General features: G+C 64.6%; 13 protein-coding genes. 6 read left to right on the forward strand and 7 right to left on the reverse strand.

Features of this window, described 5'->3' with window-relative positions:
• Window positions 1-30: 30 nt before the first annotated feature.
• The 5 genes from X751_RS151340 to X751_RS151320 form a co-directional block, all read right to left on the reverse strand.
• Complete coding sequence (locus X751_RS151340; protein WP_023744737.1) at window positions 31-1,302, reverse strand: beta-ketoacyl-ACP synthase; 1,272 nt, start codon at window positions 1,300-1,302, stop codon at window positions 31-33.
• Between the two features lie 42 nt (window positions 1,303-1,344).
• Complete coding sequence (locus X751_RS151335; protein ID WP_023744738.1) at window positions 1,345-2,535, reverse strand: beta-ketoacyl-ACP synthase; 1,191 nt, start codon at window positions 2,533-2,535, stop codon at window positions 1,345-1,347.
• A gap of 55 nt (window positions 2,536-2,590) precedes the next feature.
• Window positions 2,591-2,872 (reverse strand): acyl carrier protein, encoded by a 282-nt coding sequence (locus tag X751_RS151330; protein ID WP_010909964.1) that lies wholly within the window; start codon window positions 2,870-2,872, stop codon window positions 2,591-2,593.
• A gap of 209 nt (window positions 2,873-3,081) precedes the next feature.
• Complete coding sequence (locus X751_RS151325; protein ID WP_023670442.1) at window positions 3,082-3,630, reverse strand: histidine phosphatase family protein; 549 nt, start codon at window positions 3,628-3,630, stop codon at window positions 3,082-3,084.
• A gap of 99 nt (window positions 3,631-3,729) precedes the next feature.
• Window positions 3,730-6,744 (reverse strand): caspase domain-containing protein, encoded by a 3,015-nt coding sequence (locus X751_RS151320; RefSeq protein ID WP_023744739.1) that lies wholly within the window; start codon window positions 6,742-6,744, stop codon window positions 3,730-3,732.
• A 145-nt stretch (window positions 6,745-6,889) separates the two neighbouring features.
• Between X751_RS151320 and X751_RS151315 the strand changes: the two genes are divergently transcribed.
• From X751_RS151315 to X751_RS151305, 3 genes are all read left to right on the forward strand, one after another.
• Window positions 6,890-7,840 carry an AEC family transporter gene (locus tag X751_RS151315; RefSeq protein ID WP_023670444.1) on the forward strand — a complete coding sequence of 317 codons (951 nt, stop codon included), beginning with the start codon at window positions 6,890-6,892 and terminating at the stop codon, window positions 7,838-7,840.
• A gap of 217 nt (window positions 7,841-8,057) precedes the next feature.
• Window positions 8,058-9,515 carry an NAD-dependent succinate-semialdehyde dehydrogenase gene (locus tag X751_RS151310; protein ID WP_023714372.1) on the forward strand — a complete coding sequence of 486 codons (1,458 nt, stop codon included), beginning with the start codon at window positions 8,058-8,060 and terminating at the stop codon, window positions 9,513-9,515.
• 193 nt (window positions 9,516-9,708) lie between these two features.
• Window positions 9,709-10,734: an aldose epimerase family protein gene (locus tag X751_RS151305; RefSeq protein WP_023714373.1), complete on the forward strand. Its 1,026-nt coding sequence runs from the start codon at window positions 9,709-9,711 to the stop codon at window positions 10,732-10,734.
• Between the two features lie 4 nt (window positions 10,735-10,738).
• On the opposite strand, the gene X751_RS151300 is transcribed toward X751_RS151305, so the two are convergent.
• Window positions 10,739-11,659 carry a sugar kinase gene (locus X751_RS151300; protein ID WP_023725631.1) on the reverse strand — a complete coding sequence of 307 codons (921 nt, stop codon included), beginning with the start codon at window positions 11,657-11,659 and terminating at the stop codon, window positions 10,739-10,741.
• A gap of 154 nt (window positions 11,660-11,813) precedes the next feature.
• On the opposite strand from X751_RS151300, the gene X751_RS151295 reads away from it, so the two are divergent.
• Window positions 11,814-12,257 carry a FixH family protein gene (locus tag X751_RS151295; protein WP_023744740.1) on the forward strand — a complete coding sequence of 148 codons (444 nt, stop codon included), beginning with the start codon at window positions 11,814-11,816 and terminating at the stop codon, window positions 12,255-12,257.
• Window positions 12,258-12,261: 4 nt separating this feature from the next.
• Window positions 12,262-13,461, forward strand: coding sequence for a cytochrome c peroxidase (locus X751_RS151290; RefSeq protein ID WP_023744741.1), 1,200 nt, complete (start codon window positions 12,262-12,264; stop codon window positions 13,459-13,461).
• A gap of 1 nt (window position 13,462) precedes the next feature.
• Here X751_RS151290 and X751_RS151285 read toward each other — a convergent pair whose 3' ends face one another.
• Window positions 13,463-13,915, reverse strand: coding sequence for an Lrp/AsnC ligand binding domain-containing protein (locus tag X751_RS151285; RefSeq protein ID WP_023696487.1), 453 nt, complete (start codon window positions 13,913-13,915; stop codon window positions 13,463-13,465).
• A gap of 164 nt (window positions 13,916-14,079) precedes the next feature.
• On the opposite strand from X751_RS151285, the gene putA reads away from it, so the two are divergent.
• A complete protein-coding gene (gene putA, locus X751_RS151280) occupies window positions 14,080-17,688 on the forward strand; it encodes a bifunctional proline dehydrogenase/L-glutamate gamma-semialdehyde dehydrogenase PutA (protein ID WP_023744742.1) in 3,609 nt (1,202 codons plus the stop codon).
• The last annotated feature ends 68 nt before the right edge of the window (window positions 17,689-17,756 follow it).

Consider the following 17,756-nt stretch of genomic DNA (forward strand, 5'->3'; position numbering starts at 1 on the left):
TGTCAGTTCAGTCTGGCTGAAAAAGGTCGCTTAGACCGGTTCCCGCGCCATGACAAGGCAAGTGTTCTGGCCGCCGAAGCCGAACGAGTTCGAGAGCACGGTGCCGACTTCGGCATTGCGCTTCTTGTTGGGCACCACGTCGAGCACGATTGCCGGGTCGGGATTGTCGTAGTTGATGGTCGGCGGAATGACGCTTTCGCGCATGGTCATCAGCGAAAACGCCGCTTCGACAGCACCCGCCGCCGACAGCGTGTGGCCGATCATCGACTTGTTGGACGAGACCGGCATCGAGCCGATGCGATCGCCGAACACGGTCGACAGCGACAGATGCTCCATCTTGTCGTTTTCCGGCGTCGAGGTGCCGTGAGCGTTGACGTAGTCGATCTCGTCCTTGCTCAGGCCGGCATCCGCAAGGGCGGCGCGGACTGCTGCGATCGCCGGGGAACCGTCGGGCTTGGAACGGGTGCGATGGAAATCGTCGGCCTTTTCACCGCAGCCGCGCAGGATGCCGAGAACGCTGGCGCCCCGGGCAAGGGCTGCCTCAAGCGATTCCAGCACCAGAGCGCCGGAGCCTTCGGCCAGCACAAAGCCGTCGCGGTCCTTGGAGAAGGGTTTTGACGCCTTTTCAGGGATGTCATTGTGGGTCGACAGCGCCGAGAGCAACGAAAAGCGGATCAGCGCCTCGGCGGTTGCCGAACCGTCGGCGCCGATGGACAGCGCCCGGTCGCATTCGCCGCGGCGGATCGCTTCGACGCCGAGCTGGATGGCGGTGGCGCCCGAAGCGCAGGCCGTCGACAGCGTGATCGGCAGGCCGCGCGTGCCAAAGCGGTCGGCCAGCCGGTCGGCGATCGCGCCGAACTGCGTGCTAGCGAACGTATCTGTTTCCTTCAGCCCGCGCGCCACCCTGAGCAGCCTTTCGGCGCCGGCGCCTTGGCCGTCGGAATTGTAGAGCGCGAAGCGATCCTGCCAGTCGAGCTCGACCGGCGGCGAGGCGAGGAAGAGCGGGCCACCGAAGTCAGAGGAATCGAGGCCGGATTCGGCCACCGCCTCCTTCGCTGCGGTTTCGGCCAGTTCGTAGGTCAGCAGGCTGGCGCCTTTCGAGCTTGAGTCGAGGAAATCGACCATGCCGGAGATGCGGGTGTTGAGGTGGTCGACGGGAAAGCGGGTGATCGGGTGGATGCCCGATTTGCCGGAGGTCAGTGCCGCCCAGTTATCGGCCTTGCCGATGCCGAGCGAGGTTACCACGCCGATGCCGGTGACGGCGACGATCGGCCTGCCCATGTGATCTCTGAGATTGGCCATCCGGAACCTCTTAACTTTGCAGCATGATCGCGCAGCGCTGCTTCAAGCAGCGTTGACCAGCGCCATGCCCTCGAATTGGTGATAGCCGATCGCCGTTGCGAGCACGGTTTCGGGAATGCCTTCGAACGGCTTCTCGGCCGCGGCGTCGAAAACGGGGTAGGCGGCCTTGCGGTCGACGGCCAGGGCGGCGAGGGCGACCGCGAATGGAAACTGCGCTTCCTTCATATGCCCGGTCAGCGTCGCGAAGCCGCGCGCCGATATCGCCGGATTGGCATCCAGCGCTGACTTTTCGGCTGACGTTGCGGTATGCGCCCCGGATGCGCCCGACAGGGCAAGCAGCTTGCCGCTGGGGAGAGTTGCCTGTTTGAGCAGTGTCGCGATCTCGGCGTCAAGCTCGCCGCGCGAGCGCCGGGCGCGGCCTGAGACGACCGGTCCGAGCTCGGCATAGATTTTCCGCCCACGCCTTTGCGCGTGTTCGCGCTGCTCCAGCACCAGGAAGGCGCCACCGGAGCCGGAGACCAGGCCGCCGCCCTCGGCGCCCTGTCTCTGCCAGACCGGCTTCCATGGGCCGCGATGCAGATAACCGGCCAGCTCATAACCGAGCAGCATGTCGGAATGTTCGGTCTGGAAGGCGCCGCCGACCAGTATGTGCGTCGACTGTCCGGAGCGGATGCGCGCGGCGGCGGTCTCGACGGCGGCGACGCCGGCACCTTCCTCGCCCATGAAGGTCCTCGACGATCCCGTCACCTTGTGGACGATGGAGATGTTGCCGGCGAGCAGATTGGAGAGCTGGGCCAGGAAAAGCGTCGGCCGCAATTCGGTGGTCAGTTTCTCGTTGAGCAGCACGTCGCGGTCGTTGCGGCTCTCGGACGCGGCGAGGATGGCGGCATCGACCGCCTCGTCTCGCTCGCCGCCGCCGGCAGCGACAACCATGTCCATGGTCGTGCAGAGCTCGTCATTGCCCTTGATGCCGGCGTCGTCCAGCGCCATGCCGGCCGCATAGGTGCCGAGCCGCTGCCATGTTTCCATCTGCCGCTGGTCGCCTCGCTTGGCGATCTGCAGGTTCCAGTCGATCTCCGGCAGTGGATGCACGGTGTAGGGCGCAAAGCGCGCGGATTCGAGCACCGGCTGCAGGCCGGGCTGCGCCAGCTTCTGCCAGTGGGTATCCGGACCCTCTCCCAGCGAGGAGACAAGGCCGATACCGGTGATGACGACGTCGCGAGGGCTGCTCATGAGCGGCTTTGTGGGTCAGGCGGCGCAGCCCGTCAAGGCCGCGCGCCAGCCGATATCAGGCGGTCTTGGCGGCGACCAGCGCGTCGATCTTGGCGCACAGGTTCTTCATGACGAAGTAATCGTCGGTCGAAGCCTTGCCGTCATTGACTTCCTGGGTCCACTTTTCCAGCGGCACCTTGATGCCGAATTCCTTGTCGATGGCAAAGACGATATCGAGGAAATCGAGACTGTCGATGCCGAGATCGTCGATCGTGTGGCTCTCGGGAGTGATGGTGTCGATATCGATCTCGCTGGTGTCGGCAATGATCTTGGCGACTTTGTCGAACGTGGTGGACAAGGGCTCTTCCTTCGGTTGCGGGCGGAATCTGTCCGCATCTGGTTTGGGCGCTGTCTAATCGGTTTTTCCCGGCAGGAAAAGGCCTGATGCGCGGGGCGCAGATGGGATGGCCCTCCCGTGAAGACAAGAAGGGCCGCCCGACAAGCCGGTGGCCCTTCCAGTTGACGTTACGTCAGCTAAGTTTTCACGGAGCTTGACCACTGGCTCTCTCAGAACGTGACGCGGCCGAGCACGCGCAAGCCATCGCCCTGCGGCTCGACCACCACCGCTTCGCCCTCGCGCGGCGAGACGCCGGTCAGCGCGACGATGTTTTCGAGATGCGTGACCATGACCAGATTGTCGGAACCGGTGTAGGCGCGGATTTCCTTCATCACCGCGTCGAGCTGCGCGGCCTTCTCGGTCGGATCGCTCCTCAGGAGGTCGAGCGGCGCAAAAAGCTCCGGCTCCGCTTCGAAGGCGATGCGGGCAGTGTCGAGGCAGCGGCAATAGCGGCTGGACAGCACCCGCTCGATGGGGGCGGCGCGGGCGCCGAACAGCGCGCCGATCTTGCTCGCCTGCTGCTTGCCGCGCGCCGATAGATTGACCTGGGTGGCACAGTTGTCGATGACGAAATTGGCGGGGTCGGTGGTGCCGGTGACCAGTGCGTGGCGAAGCAGCACGACATGGCCGCCGTCACGCAGCAGCGCCCAGCCGGCGTCGGTCGCGTGGGCGACGGCGGGAACAGCAAGCAGGAACAGCGACAGCACAAATCGAATCATCGAAACCTTTCCGGGAGCCGGATGCCGGCTCCGGTCATTCTGATATAGGGATCGGAAAGCCGGCACAAAGACAAGCGAAAGGCGAACCCTCGGTTCGCTTCACATTTTCGCCATTTGCTTCTTCGCCAGCTCGATCTTCTGATCGGTGAGCGGGATAGGGATCGTGTAGCCGGCTTCGGTGAAGCCCTGCTTGGCGTTCTCGAAGAATTCGATCGCCTTGAGATATTCCGGCTTGCCCGCGCCATAGCTGGCGCGGTTCCAGTGGACGTCGCCGATATTGTTCTGCTCGAAGGCCCACTGCAGCGGCTGACTTTCGCGCGTAAACACCTTCAGCGCCGCCGTGAACGCCGCTTCGGCGTCGTTGAGATATTTGTCGGTCCGCTGGAGATTGCCGAGATTGAGCAGGCTCATACCGATGCCATTTTGAGCGTTGGCCCAGTCGACCGGCGCGGCCTCGATGGTGAGTATTTCGAGCGCTGCCCGCCGCGCCGCAATCGAATCCTGCAGGGTCTTGGCATCGCCATTGCTCATGCTCAACCAGTGCAGCGTCGAGCCCAGGCCGGCCTGGGCCATTGCCCATTGCCGCGGGTTCGTCTCGCGCTTGTACTCGCGCAACGCATTGCCGTAGGCGTCGACCGCCTCGCTGTAATGCTCGGGTTTGTCGGTGACGCCGCCGAGAAGCTGCAGCGTGTTGCCGAGATTGTAGTAGCTCATCGCCCAGTCCTGCGGGAACTTCCGCCTGACATAGACCTGCCGTGCCGCCTGGAAGGCTGCCGCCGACTGTTCCAGCTTGGCCGCATCACGCGTGCGCTGGCCCAGCGTCTGATAGATCGAGCCGAGATTGTTCTGGGCTGACGCCCAGTCCATCGGGAAGCGCTTGCGGGTAAACACCGTCAGAGCGTCGTCATAGGCAGCAGCAGCTTCTTCGAGCGTAGCCGTGCCCATATCGAAGCGGGCGATACCGCTCAGCGCATTGCCCAGGTTGAGGCGGCTGGTCGCCCAGGACACCGGGAAAGTTTCGCGGGTTCGCACTTCCAGCGCGGCGCGAAACGCGTCGGCCGCCTCGTTGATCTTCGCCTTGTCGTTGAGCTGGATGCCAAGCGTTACAAGCGTGTTGCCGAGATTGTTCTCGACCATCGCCCATTCCACGGGTGCTTTCTCGCGTGTGTATTCCTCAAGCGCCAGCCGGTAGGCTGCTTCGGCCTGGGTGAGATGCTCGCCGGCAGGCTCACGCTCGGAGAGTGCATAGAGCGCGAGGCCTAGATTGTTCTGCGAACCGGCCCAGTCCAACGGCAGCTTGTCGCGCGGACGCTTCTCAAGGGTGGCGCGCGTCGCCGCCACCGCTTCATTGAGACGCTTCGGGTCGCTCTCGCGTTCGCCGATCTTCAGAAGCACGTTGGCCAGGTTGTTCTGCGCCGCGGCCCAGTTGCGGTCGTCCTTCTCGCGCTCGAACACCACCAGCGAATCGCGGAAAATCACCGCTGCTTCTTCGAGATGCGCGGTCTCGGTTTCGCGCTCTCCAATGGTCTGCAGCACCACCGCCATGTTGTTGCGGGTGATTGCCCAGTCGCGATTCTGTTCGCCGTTGGGGATGAAGTTCAAGATGGTGCGATAGGCCTCGATGGAGTGCTGCAGCGCATCGAGGTCGCCGGTGGCGTAGCCATGAGCGTTCAACGCCTCGGCCTCCTGGTTCTTGTAGTTCCAGCGCAGCTTTTCGTCCCACTTCTCGACCAACGAATACGCCTTGGCATAGTCGTTGGCGGCGGATTTGTAGTCGAAGACCAGCGCGGCGGCGTCGGCGCGTTTGGCATAGATGGCGGCGTCGGCGATGCGCTTTTGCCGGAGCAGGTCCTCGGCCTCGTCGACCGCACCGCTGTTTTCCTCGATCCGGCCGACCGCGTCGTCGAGGAATTTGCGCGCCGTCACCATGGCGCCCTGGCCTATGGCCTTGTCGGCGGATGCGACCAGGCGACTGATCTCGGGATCGTCGGTGCGTAATGCGGCGCGCTCGGCCATCATCTTCTTCAGACGCTCGGCCTGGCTGTCCAGCACCTTCTGCAGGTCGTTGGGATCCTCAGGGATCTTTTCCGTGCCGAGCGCCTTGAGCACGCCGTAGAGCGCGTCAAGGGGCACGCCGTCCTGCAGAGAAGCCAACTCCACCTGAGCCCGTTTGGGATCGGGCAGGTCGGAAATGGTCAGCAGCAATTGCCGCCGCTCACCGGTGATCAGCCCGTCGTCGCCGGTCGGTTCCGGCGGCGCGACGCCGAAATAGAGCAGGCGACGCAGACTCTCGCTGACCCAGGGGCGCTGCTTTGCCTTGGTGTCGAGATAGACCTCCTCGGTGACCATGCGCATGACCGAGCCGAATTCCGTGCCTTTCATCGCGGTGAGGTGGCGCAGCAGGGCGGCGGCGTAGGGGCTGTTTTCGCCGGCGGCGCCATCAAGTGCGGGTCGGCCCGGCTCAGCGGCGAAGCCGACCACGGTTCCCAGGCTGGCATTATCCAATGAGGCATCGGCGAGGGCTTTTGCGCCGCGCACCGGTTCCAGCCCGCCGGCGCCGACAGGCTCGGCGGAAGCCGTCGGCCCGCGTCGCACGACCGCGTCCGGCGGAAACGGGTTGGTGCGGCAGGCGTCAAGCAGCACGATCGTCACCGGCACGGTCTTTTTCAGCTCGTCCATGACGGCTGAAATCGGCACCAGCGCCTCACCAGCATTTTTCAACGACGAGACGTCGGCATCGACCGGCACCAGATAATTCTCGCCGCCCGCCTCGATGCCGTGGCCGGAATAATAGATGAAGGCGACGTCGGCGCCTTCGGCGTCCTCGACAAACCGATCGAGATCGCGCTTCAGCTTGGCGGCATCGCGATCGGTGACGTTGCGGGCGTCGAAGCCGAGGTCGGTCAGCATCTTGGCCATGTCGCGGGCGTCGTTGGCCGGGTTGGCAAGGGCTGCGATGTGTTTGTATTTCGACTGGCCGATGATCAGCGCCACGCCCTTGAGACTTTTGGTCTCGGCGGCCTGGGCCTCAGATACGCCAAGGCAAAGCAGTATAGCGACGAAACCCGCCAGCCACCCCTGTCTGAAATGACGCTGTTTCGGCGTCGCAACCATTCGCTGTGTGTCCGCCCTGATGATCCCAAGCCTGTATAGCGCTGCCACCCGACCATGATCAAATTCAGGCGCCGGGCGGATCGAGGATCAGTTTCTGAAGATCATGGCGATTGCGCTGGAATCCGGGCTCGCCTATCCCTGAAAAATGTCTCCGCTTACCGAAACCGTTCTTTTCGTCTTCAGCCTCGTTGCGCTCGGCTATGTCACCGGGCTCACCGGCTATCTGAAACCGGCCAGCGGGGACGGCATCTCCGAATTCGCCATCAACGTGGCGATGCCGCTGCTGCTGTTTCGGACGATGGTGAATTCCGATTTCCACGGCGTGGCGCCCTGGTCGCTGTGGGGTGCTTATTTCGCGGCGGTTGCAATGACATGGGCCGCCGGCCATCTGGTGACGACACGGATCTTCGGGCGGGACGCGCGCACCGGCATCGTCGGTGGAGTGTCGTCATCCTTCTCGAATGTGGTGTTGCTGGGCATTCCCTTCGTTCTCGGCGTATTCGGGTCCAGCGGATTCGAAGTGCTGTCGCTGCTCGTTTCCGTGCACCTGCCGACCATGATGATGGCTTCGATCATCATGTTCGAGATATTTGGCCGCGGCGGCAGCGAGCCCGTACACCCGCTGCGCATCATCCAGAGCTTTCTGAGAAGACTGTTCACGAACCCGCTGATCATCGGCATCCTGGCCGGGCTGGCATGGCGCCTCACCGGCGCGCCGCTGCCGAACCTTGCGACGCGGCTGGTCGATGCGCTGGCTAACACCGCCGGGCCGGTGGCGCTGTTCGCCATGGGGCTCAGCCTGCGCCGTTTCGGCATTTCCGGTAACATCCGACCGGCGCTGGCGCTGTCGACGCTGAAACTGTTCCTGATGCCGGCGCTGGTGCTCGGCCTGGTCTGGCTGTTTGGCCTGCCGCCCTTGACGGCCAAAGTGGCGGTCGTGGTGGCGGCGCTGCCGTCCGGCATCAATTCCTATCTCATCGCCGTTCAGTTCAACACCGGCCAGGCGCTGGCGTCGAACCAGATGACCATCGCCACGGCAAGCGCGGTTGTTACAACCGCCTTTTGGCTGACGGTGGTGGTTCATGTCTTTGGGTAGGCTTGGTCTTCGGCAAGGCTGGGGCCCAAACTAATTTACATGTGAATTTTCTCTGGCGTTTGGCTGGCCCAAAGCCTATATGCCATCTTGCATTGCTTGCCGAGCTTGCCCTAGGTAAAGAGCAGTGGCTCAGCGTGTCGGGCATCCAGGCCATTGCGCGCGCTCATCGAAGACATCCACAGACCGGCCCGTCAGTGCGCCGAACGGAGGCTAGACCATGCTGCAGAAAACCAGCCATTTCATGCGCCAGGCCAATCTCATCAATGGCGAATGGGTGCAGGCCGACAGCGGCCAAGCGGTCGACGTCAACAACCCGGCCACCGGTCTCAAGATCGGCACCGTGCCGAAGTCGGGCAAGGCGGAAACCCGCCGCGCCATCGAAGCCGCAAGCGAAGCCTTCAAGACCTGGCGCAAGACGACCGCGCTGGAGCGCTCGAAGCTGCTGCGCAAGCTGCATGACGCGATGATGGATAATCAGGATGTGCTGGCCGAACTGCTCACCATCGAGCAGGGCAAGTCGCTCGCCGAATCCAAGGGCGAGATCGGTTCGGCCGCCGCCTACATCATGTGGTTTGCCGAGGAAGGCCGCCGCACCTATGGCGATGTCGTGCCATCGCCGTGGGGCGATCGCCGCATCCTGGTGACCAAGGAGCCGGTCGGCGTCATTGCCGCCATCACGCCGTGGAATTTCCCCTCCTCGATGCTTGCCCGCAAGCTCGGCCCCGCGCTTGCCGCCGGCTGCACCGCCGTGGTCAAGCCCGCCTCGCAGACGCCGTATTCCGGCCTTGCATGGGGCGCGCTCGCCGAGGAAGTCGGCTTCCCAAAGGGCGTCATCAACATCCTCACGGGTGCTGCCGGCGAAATCGGCGACGAGATCTGCGCCAATCCGCTGGTGTCGAAGATCACCTTCACCGGCTCGACCGAGATCGGCAAGCTGCTGATCCAGAAGTCGTCCGTCACCGTCAAGAAGGTCTCGATGGAACTCGGCGGCAATGCGCCGTTCGTGGTCTTCGACGATGCCGACCTCGATCGCGCCGTCGCCGGCGCCATCACCGCCAAATACCGCAATTCAGGCCAGACCTGCGTGTGCACCAACCGCTTCCTGGTGCAGGCCGGCATCTACGACAAGTTTGTCGAGAAGCTGGCCGCTGCCAGCAATGCGCTGAAGGTTGGCTCGGGCCTGGAAGAGGGCGTGCAGCAGGGACCGCTGATCGACGTGAAGGCGGTCGAGAAGGTCGAGGAATTCATCGCCGACGCCACGTCGAAGGGCGGCAAGGTCGTTGCCGGCGGCAAGCGCCACGCGCTTGGCGGCTCATTCTTCCAGCCGACCGTCATCGCCGATGCGAAGCCTGACATGCGCTTCATGAAGGAAGAGATTTTTGGCCCGATCGCCCCGGTGTTCAAGTTCGAGACCGAGGAGGAAGCCATTGCGCTTGCCAACGACACCGAGTTCGGCCTTGCCGCCTATTTCTACACCGGCGACCTCGGCCGCGCCTTCCGGGTCATGGAAGGCCTGAAATACGGCATGGTCGGCGTCAATGAAGGCCTGATCACCACGCCGGAAGCGCCGTTCGGCGGCGTCAAGGAATCGGGCCTCGGCAAGGAAGGCGGACATCAGGGCATCGAGGACTATCTCGACACCAAATATGTCTGCATCGGGGGTCTCGGCCTCTAAATCATTGACGGGCAGGGCAGGCCGCGGGCCGGCCCTTGCCAGACGACATTCAGCCGGCCTGGAGCGGTTCAGCGTTTCACGGAAACGCCGAACCGCTCCAGTTCTTTGTTTTTTGCAATTCCGGACGGAAAACCGTTTCACACTTTTCCTGGAATTGCTCTAAGTCGATAGATCGACGAATTAGCATTTGGACATAGCGATGAAGGACGGCGAAGTCTTCGGCACGACGCAGGCGGGCGAACCCGTTCGCCGTTTCACCATCCGGGGCGGCGGCATCAGCGCCAACATCATCGGGCTCGGCGCAATCATCCAGGATCTGCGCCTCGCCGGCCACGATGCGCCGCTGGTGCTGGGCTACGACCGCTTCGAGCCTTACGAGACCGACCGGGCCTTCTTCGGCGCGGTCGTCGGCCGTTACGCCAACCGCATCCGCGACGGCCGCTTCACCATTGCCGGCCAGCGCTACCAGACCGAGCGCAATTTCCTCGGCAAGCACACGCTGCATGGCGGTTCGGAGGGCTTCTTCCAGCGGCCGTGGACGGTTTCGCTGCATGGCCGGGATTTCGTCACCCTGACCCTGCACGATCCCGAGGGCACGATGGGCTTTCCCGGCGCGCTCGACGTCACCTGCACCTACCGGCTGAAGATTCCCGGCACGCTCTCGATGGAGCTGACCGCCACCTGCGAGGAGCCGACGCTGTGCAATCTGGCGCAGCATTCCTATTTCAATCTCGACGATGGCGGCACCGGTGACATTCTCGACCACCGGCTGATGCTGAATGCCGGCGCCTATACGCCGGTCGATGGCGAGATGATCCCGACCGGCGTCGTCAAACCTGTCGACGGCACGCCCTTCGACTTCCGCCAGGCGCGGCCGCTGCGCATGGAAACGGAAGGCGAGCAGCTTCCTTACGACGTCAATTTCTGCCTGGCGTCAGCCCGGGGCCCGCTTCACCAGGTGGCGTGGGCGCAAGGCGCCAATTCCGGCGTCGAGATGGAAGTCTGGACCACCGAGCCGGGCCTGCAGCTTTACACCGGCCAGTATGTCGCGCCGACCTCGGGCGGCCTGGACGGACGGCGCTACAAGGCGTTTTCCGGCTTTTGCCTGGAAGCGCAGACCTGGCCCGACGCGCCGAACCGGCCCTATTTCCCGCAGGCCACGCTGTGGCCGGGCCAGATCTATCATCAGGTGACGGAATATCGTTTCAGGCTTCCCTAAGGTCTTAGCCCTCGAAAGCGGTTCTTAGAACCTCGAACGGCGCCAGCGCGCCTCGCACCTGCACGACAGCGGCGGCGACGCGATGCGCGCGCTGCACGGCATCCGCCGGGGCATGGCCGGCAAGCCGGGCGGCGAGATAGCCGCCATTGAAGGAATCGCCGGCGCCGGTGGTGTCGACCGGGGTGGCGACATGCTGGGCCGGAACCGGCTGCAGGGCTCCGCCAGTGGCGATCAGCGCGGGTTCCTCGCCATTCTTGACGACGACTTCGCCGACCAGTTTTCCGAACCGCTCGGCGGTCGCTTGCGATGCCGTGTCGCCAAACAGCATCTGCTCGTCGGGAAAGGTCGGCAGCGCGATGTCGGTGACGGCAAGCGCGTCGAGGATCGCGGCTTGCGCCTCCTCGCGGCTCTGCCACAGGCGCGGCCGGTAGTTGGGGTCGAAGGCGACGAGCGAACCGGCAGCCCGCGCCTTGGACACTTCCGCCAGCAACGTCTTGCGCGCGGCGGCATCCAGAATTGCCAAAGTGATTCCGGAAAAATACACAAGAGCCTGGTTTTCAAGGCTTTTTGCCAAGGCGGCCGGGTCCGAGGCGAGCCGCCTGGCCGCCGCGTCGCTGCGCCAGTAGGTGAAGGCGCGTTCGGCGCCGGTCAAGGTGATGGCGTAGAGGCCGGGCCGCGCGCCTGGGATGACCGGGCTGGCGCCGATGTCGATGCCGTTTTCGGCGAAGAACGAAATCTGGCCCTGCGAGAAGGGATCGTCGCCGAAGGCCGAGACATAGGTCGCCGGCCGCTCGCCGCTCAGCGCATGCAGCGCCCACAGCGTGTTGAACGTGTCGCCGGCAAAGCCCATGCGCCAGTTCGGCCCGGCCTGGCCGGACAGCTCGAGCATGCATTCACCGATCGAAGCGACGCCGTCTGCTGCCATGTATCTGTCTCCGGATCAGTTCGCTGCTGTAGCTTTTTGCGGCCGGCAGCGCCATGCTTGGCGGCGGCGGTTTTTTGCGCCAGAAGCGTTTTCCCACAGAAGCGGCGGGACGCGAATTGCTTCCCGAGACGTTATGCCCAGAAGAGGAACCGGTTTGGCATCGATATGGCGTTATCTTCTTGCGGGCGTTGGTCTGGCCGGCTTGCTGGCTGGCATATTGGCGATCGTCTATCTGACCGCGCCGCAGTCGGCGCCGAGCCCCGATGTTTCGCGCTCGAAGAAGACGGCGAACGGCTTGTTTGTCGCCAGCATTCAGCCGGAACGCGGCGTTATCCGGCAAGGCGAACTGCAATCCTGGTTGCTGACCCTGAAGACGGTCAAGGGCGATTCCGTGGAAGGTGCGGCGATCTCGGTGTCCGGCGGCATGCCGCAGCACAATCACGGCTTGCCGACCAGTCCGCAGGCGACCGATTATCTTGGCGAGGGGCGTTACCGCATCGAGGGGCTGAAATTCACCATGAGCGGCGTGTGGCAGTTGCGCTTCGCCATTTCGGCGGCGGCCGGTTCCGACACGGTCGTCTTCAACGTGGTGCTGTGAGCGGATGAACGGCCTGTTGCGCCTTCTGGCATTGGCGGCGGTCGTGCTCGTTGCCGGCTGCGGCAAACCGGATTTTTCCGATGCCGAGAAGAAGACCATCGCTTCGCTGGCGCTGAACACCTTGCCGGCGCTCAAACCCGACACCACCAACCGCTTCGCCGACGTGCCAGCCGCCGCCGCCCTGGGCTCCACTCTGTTCTTCGACCAGGGCATGAGCCGTGACGGTAACGTATCCTGCTCGACCTGCCACAAGATCGACCGGCAGTTCCAGGATGACCTGCCGCAATCCGTCGGTGTCGGCCGCACCAACAGGCGCTCGATGCCGCTGGCCGGCATTGCCCGCAATCCGTGGTTCTTCTGGGATGGGCGGCGCGACAGCCTGTGGGCGCAGGCGCTGACGCCGCTGGAAAATCCGCTCGAGCAGGCGGGAAACCGCGCCGCCTTCGCCCATTACATCCAGAAGCGCTTTGGTGCGCGCTACGAGCGCATCTTCGGGCCACTGCCGGATCTTTCCGCCGTGCCGGCCCACGCCAGCCCGCTTGGCAACGAGGCCGAGCAGGCGGCCTGGAAGGCGATGACCCCAACTCAGGCTGAGGGCGTCAACCGCGTCTTTTCCAATATCGGCAAGGCGATCGCCGCCTTCGAACGGTCGATCGAACCGGCACAGACGCGCTTTGACCGCTTTGCCATCGATCTTGCGTCAGGCGCCAAGCCGAAAGCCGACGATGCCTTTTCGCAGGAGGAGATGCTCGGGCTGAAACTGTTCATCGGCAAGGCCAATTGCGTCACCTGCCATAACGGCCCGCGCTTCACCGACAACGCTTTCCACAACACCGGCGTGCGGCCGGTCAGGGATTTGCCATTGGATCGCGGCCGTTTCGATGCGGTGGCCCAGGTTCAGGCCGACCCATTCAACTGCTTCGGCGCCTTCCGCGATGGCGACGCCGGCGCCTGCGGAGAACTGCGCTTCATCGTCAAGGCAGCACCCGAACTGATGCGTGCCTACAAGACGCCGTCGCTGCGGGGCGCGGCGACACGGCCGCCCTATATGCATGCCGGACAGTTCTCCACGCTGGAGGAGGTGGTGGCGCACTACGCGAAGGCGGAGGCGGCCGTTGAAGGCACCTCCGAAGTGCACCCGTTGCAACTGTCGGACCGCGAACGCGCGGCGCTGGTGGCATTTTTGAAGACGCTGTCGGAGTGAGCTAGCGATCCTTCACCGTCTCCATGGCCACGAAGGTCGAGGTCTGCGCAACATGCGGCAGTGCCGAGATGCGCTCGCCGAGCACGCGGCGATAGGCGGCGATGTCGGTGGTACGGACTTTCAGGAGATAATCGAAGCTCGACGCCATCATGTGGCACTGCTCGATCTCCGGCACGGTCTGCACCGCACGGTTGAAAGCATCGAGCGCGGCCGAGCGCGTGTCCGACAGTTTGACCTGGACGAAGGCGACATGGCCTTCGCCCATGCGCTCGCGATCGATGATCGCCTGATAGCCCCTGATATAGCCGTCCTTCTCCAGGCGCTTCACCCGCGCCTGCACCGGCGTCTTCGACAGGCCGACCTTGCCGGCCAGTTCCGACATGGACAGCCGCCCGTCGCGCGCCAGCGCCGACAGGATGTTTCTGTCGATGCGGTCCAATTGGTCTTCTGTCACGGATATCACAGCCCATCTGATAACAATTGAGCCGCAATGATAGATCATTCGGCCTGCCATGTCGATTTCTTTGGACCGGCCGAAAATGCGGCTCTGTGCTAGCTTGCGCCATTCGGTCCGGCGACCGCCGGCCCGCTCCCAGATGCTTGCTCCGCAGGACCGCCATGCCGCTCGACACCATCCGCCAGCAGATCCGCGCCAACTACCTGCCCGACGAAGACGCGGCTGTGAAGCGCCTGGCTGCCGCGACAGAACTTTCGGCCGATGACCGCAAAGCCGTCTCGGCCCGTGCCGCGGATCTGGTGCGCGCGGTGCGCGGCTCGTCCGACCCGCGGCTGATGGAGGTTTTTCTCTCCGCCTACGGCCTCTCCACCAAGGAAGGCGTGGCGCTCATGTGCCTGGCCGAGGCACTGCTGCGCGTGCCTGACACCGAGACCATGGACGACCTGATCGCCGACAAGATCGCACCGCATGACTGGTCGGCGCATTCGGGCGGTTCGAGCTCGATCTTCGTCAACGCCTCGACCTGGGCGCTGATGCTGACCGGCCGTGTGCTCGACGAAGGCGAGGGCGGCATTGAAGGCACGCTGCGCTCGATGGTTCGCCGGCTGGGCGAACCGGTGATCCGCAAGGCGGTCGCCGCCGCCATGCGCGAAATGGGCGAGCAGTTCGTGCTCGGCCGCACCATTGCGGAAGCCGTCAAGCGCGGCAAGTCGATGATCCAGAAAGGTTATCTCTATTCCTTCGACATGCTGGGCGAGGCGGCCCGCACCGAGGCCGACGCGCTGCGCTACCTCAAGGCCTATGCCGACGCGATCTCCTCGCTCGATTCAGGCTCCAACGGTCCCGATATCCGCCAGAACCACGGCATCTCGGTCAAACTGTCGGCGCTGCATCCGCGCTACGAAGAGGCACAGAAGGAAAAGATGCTGCCGGTGATGGCCGAGCGGCTGCTGTCGCTGGCGCTGGCCGCACGCCATTCGCGCATGGGCCTCAACATCGACGCCGAGGAGGCCGACCGGCTCGACCTGTCGCTCGACATCATCGAGCGTGTGTTGTCCGAGCCGGAGCTTGCCGGCTGGAATGGCTTTGGCGTCGTCGTCCAGGCCTACGGCCCGCGCGCGGCCTTCACCATCGACTGGCTCTATGCGCTGGCGGAAAAGTACGACCGCAACATCATGGTGCGGCTGGTCAAGGGCGCCTATTGGGACACCGAGATCAAGCGGGCACAGACGCTCGGGCTTTCCGGCTACCCCGTCTTCACCCGCAAGGCCAACACCGATGTTTCCTACATGGCCTGCGCCAGGAAGTTGCTGTCGATGACCGACCGCATCTATCCGCAATTCGCCACGCACAATGCCCATACCGTCGCCGCCATCCTGTCGATGGCTGACAACCGAGACGCTTTCGAATTCCAGCGCCTGCACGGCATGGGCGAAGCGCTGCATGAGACGGTGCGCCGGGCCGAAGGCACGCGCTGCCGCATCTATGCGCCGGTCGGCGCGCACTCCGACCTCTTGGCCTATCTGGTTCGCCGCCTGCTGGAGAATGGCGCCAACTCCTCCTTCGTCCATCAGCTCACCGACGAGGACGTCGAGCCGGAGGATATTGCGCGCGATCCGCTCGAGACGGTCGAGAGCCAGGGCCCCGCCGCCAATCCGGCAATCGCTCGTCCTGCGACGATCTTCGGCGCTGGTCGGCGCAACTCGAAGGGGTTCGACATCACCGATCCGGTGACGCTGGCGGCGATCGACAAGGCCAAGGCGGCCTTTGCCGGGCCCGAGCGCTGGCATGCCAAGCCGATGACGCGCGCCGCCGGCTACGGCAAGCAGCGCCCGGTGGTCAATCCGGCAAAGCCTGCCGAGATCGTCGGCACGGTCGCCGAAGCCGCTGCCAAGCAGGTCGCGACCGCGGTGCGCTTTGCTGTGGAAGCGCAGCCGGCCTGGGCAAAACGCCCCGTCGCCGAGCGCGCCGCCATCATCAACCGCGCGGCCGACCTCTATGAGGCCAATGCGGTCGAGTTTTTCGCGCTGGCTACAAGGGAAGCCGGCAAGTCGCTGGCCGACGGCGTGGCTGAACTGCGCGAAGCCGTCGACTTCCTGCGCTACTACGCTGCCGAAGCGGCCAACAACGAAGCGGGCAGCGAGGCGCGCGGCGCGATCGTGTGCATTTCGCCGTGGAATTTCCCGCTCGCCATCTTCACCGGCCAGATCGCGGCAGCGCTCGTCACCGGCAATTCGGTCATCGCCAAGCCAGCCGAACAGACGCCGCTGATCGCCTTCCACGCCGTCGAGCTGCTGCGCGAGGCCGGCGTTCCGGAAGATGTCATCCAGCTTCTGCCGGGCGACGGTCCGGCGGTCGGCGGACCGCTAACTGCGGATCCGCGCATTGCCGGCGTCTGCTTCACCGGCTCGACCGAGGTTGCAAAGCTGATCGAGAAGCAACTGGCCGAGACGGCCGCGCCGGACGCCATGCTGATCGCCGAGACCGGCGGTCTCAATGCCATGATCGTCGATTCCACAGCACTGCCCGAACAGGCGGTGCGCGACATACTGGCATCGGCTTTCCAGAGTGCAGGCCAGCGCTGTTCGGCGCTTCGCGTGCTCTACGTGCAAAAGGATGTCGAGAAGAAGATGCTGGAGATGCTGAAGGGCGCCATGGAAGCGCTCACCATCGGCGATCCCTGGCAGATTTCGACCGATGTCGGGCCGGTCATCGATGACGAGGCGCAGGAATCGATCCGCGAGTATTGCACCAAGATGGGGCTGCAGGGCCGGTTGATTGCCAAGCTCGAAGCACCGAAGGACGGCCGCTTCGTTGCGCCGCATGTGTTCCGGGTCAAGGGCATCGAGGAGATGGAGCGCGAAGTGTTCGGTCCGGTGCTGCATGTCGCCAGCTTCGACGCCGACGGGATCGACGCCGTCATCGCCGCCATCAACCGCAAGGGCTATGGCCTGACCTTCGGCCTGCACACCCGCATCGAAGGCCGCGTCCAGCATTTCGTCGACGGCATCCATGCCGGCAACATCTATGTCAACCGCAACCAGATCGGCGCCGTCGTCGGCTCGCAGCCCTTTGGCGGCGAGGGGCTTTCGGGCACCGGGCCGAAGGCCGGCGGGCCGCATTATCTCCGGCGGTTCCGCAAAGGGCCGGAGGCGGGCACGGAGATTGCCGAGGGCCACAAGGTGACGGCGACCGAACTGGCCGACAATCTGCCCGATCCGACGCTTGGCGGCTGGTCGACGCGGCCGGACCGCATCGCCATCTTGAGAAAGCATCTGCGCGGCAAGGGCGCTGCAGCGATCGGCGCTGCAGCCGCCATCGATTTCGGCCAGGTCGACCTGCCCGGACCGACCGGCGAGGCCAACACGCTGTCGCTGTCGCCGCGCGGCCGGGTGCTGTGCCTCGGTCCGGACGCCGAAACGCTGCTTGGCCAGACGATCCAGGCGCTGGCCGCCGGCAATGCGGTGCTGGCCGTGGCGCCGGGCGCGCCGGCAGCACTGTCGGCGCTGACCGGCAAGGGGTTGCCGCTGGCGGCCATAGACGGTCGGCCAGACCCAGTCGAAGCGCGTTCGCTGCGCGTCGATGTCGTCGCCTTCTCGGGCAGGCCCGAGGCGGCGCGGATCGTGCGCAAGGTCATTGCCGACCGCAGCGGGCCGATCGTGCCGCTGGTCAGCGAGGTGCTCAACCCGGCGGCCTATGCGCATGAACGCGCTGTCTGCGTCGACACCACGGCTGCCGGCGGCAATGCCAGCCTGCTCGCGGCGGCCTAGGGGGCTTTTCGCGGCTCGCTTGCCTGCGTCGGGTTGCAAGGGTATGCGCAAGGGACAGAGAGCAACTC

Source organism: Mesorhizobium sp. LNJC394B00 (genome assembly GCF_000502555.1).
Taxonomy (GTDB): Bacteria; Pseudomonadota; Alphaproteobacteria; order Rhizobiales; family Rhizobiaceae; genus Mesorhizobium.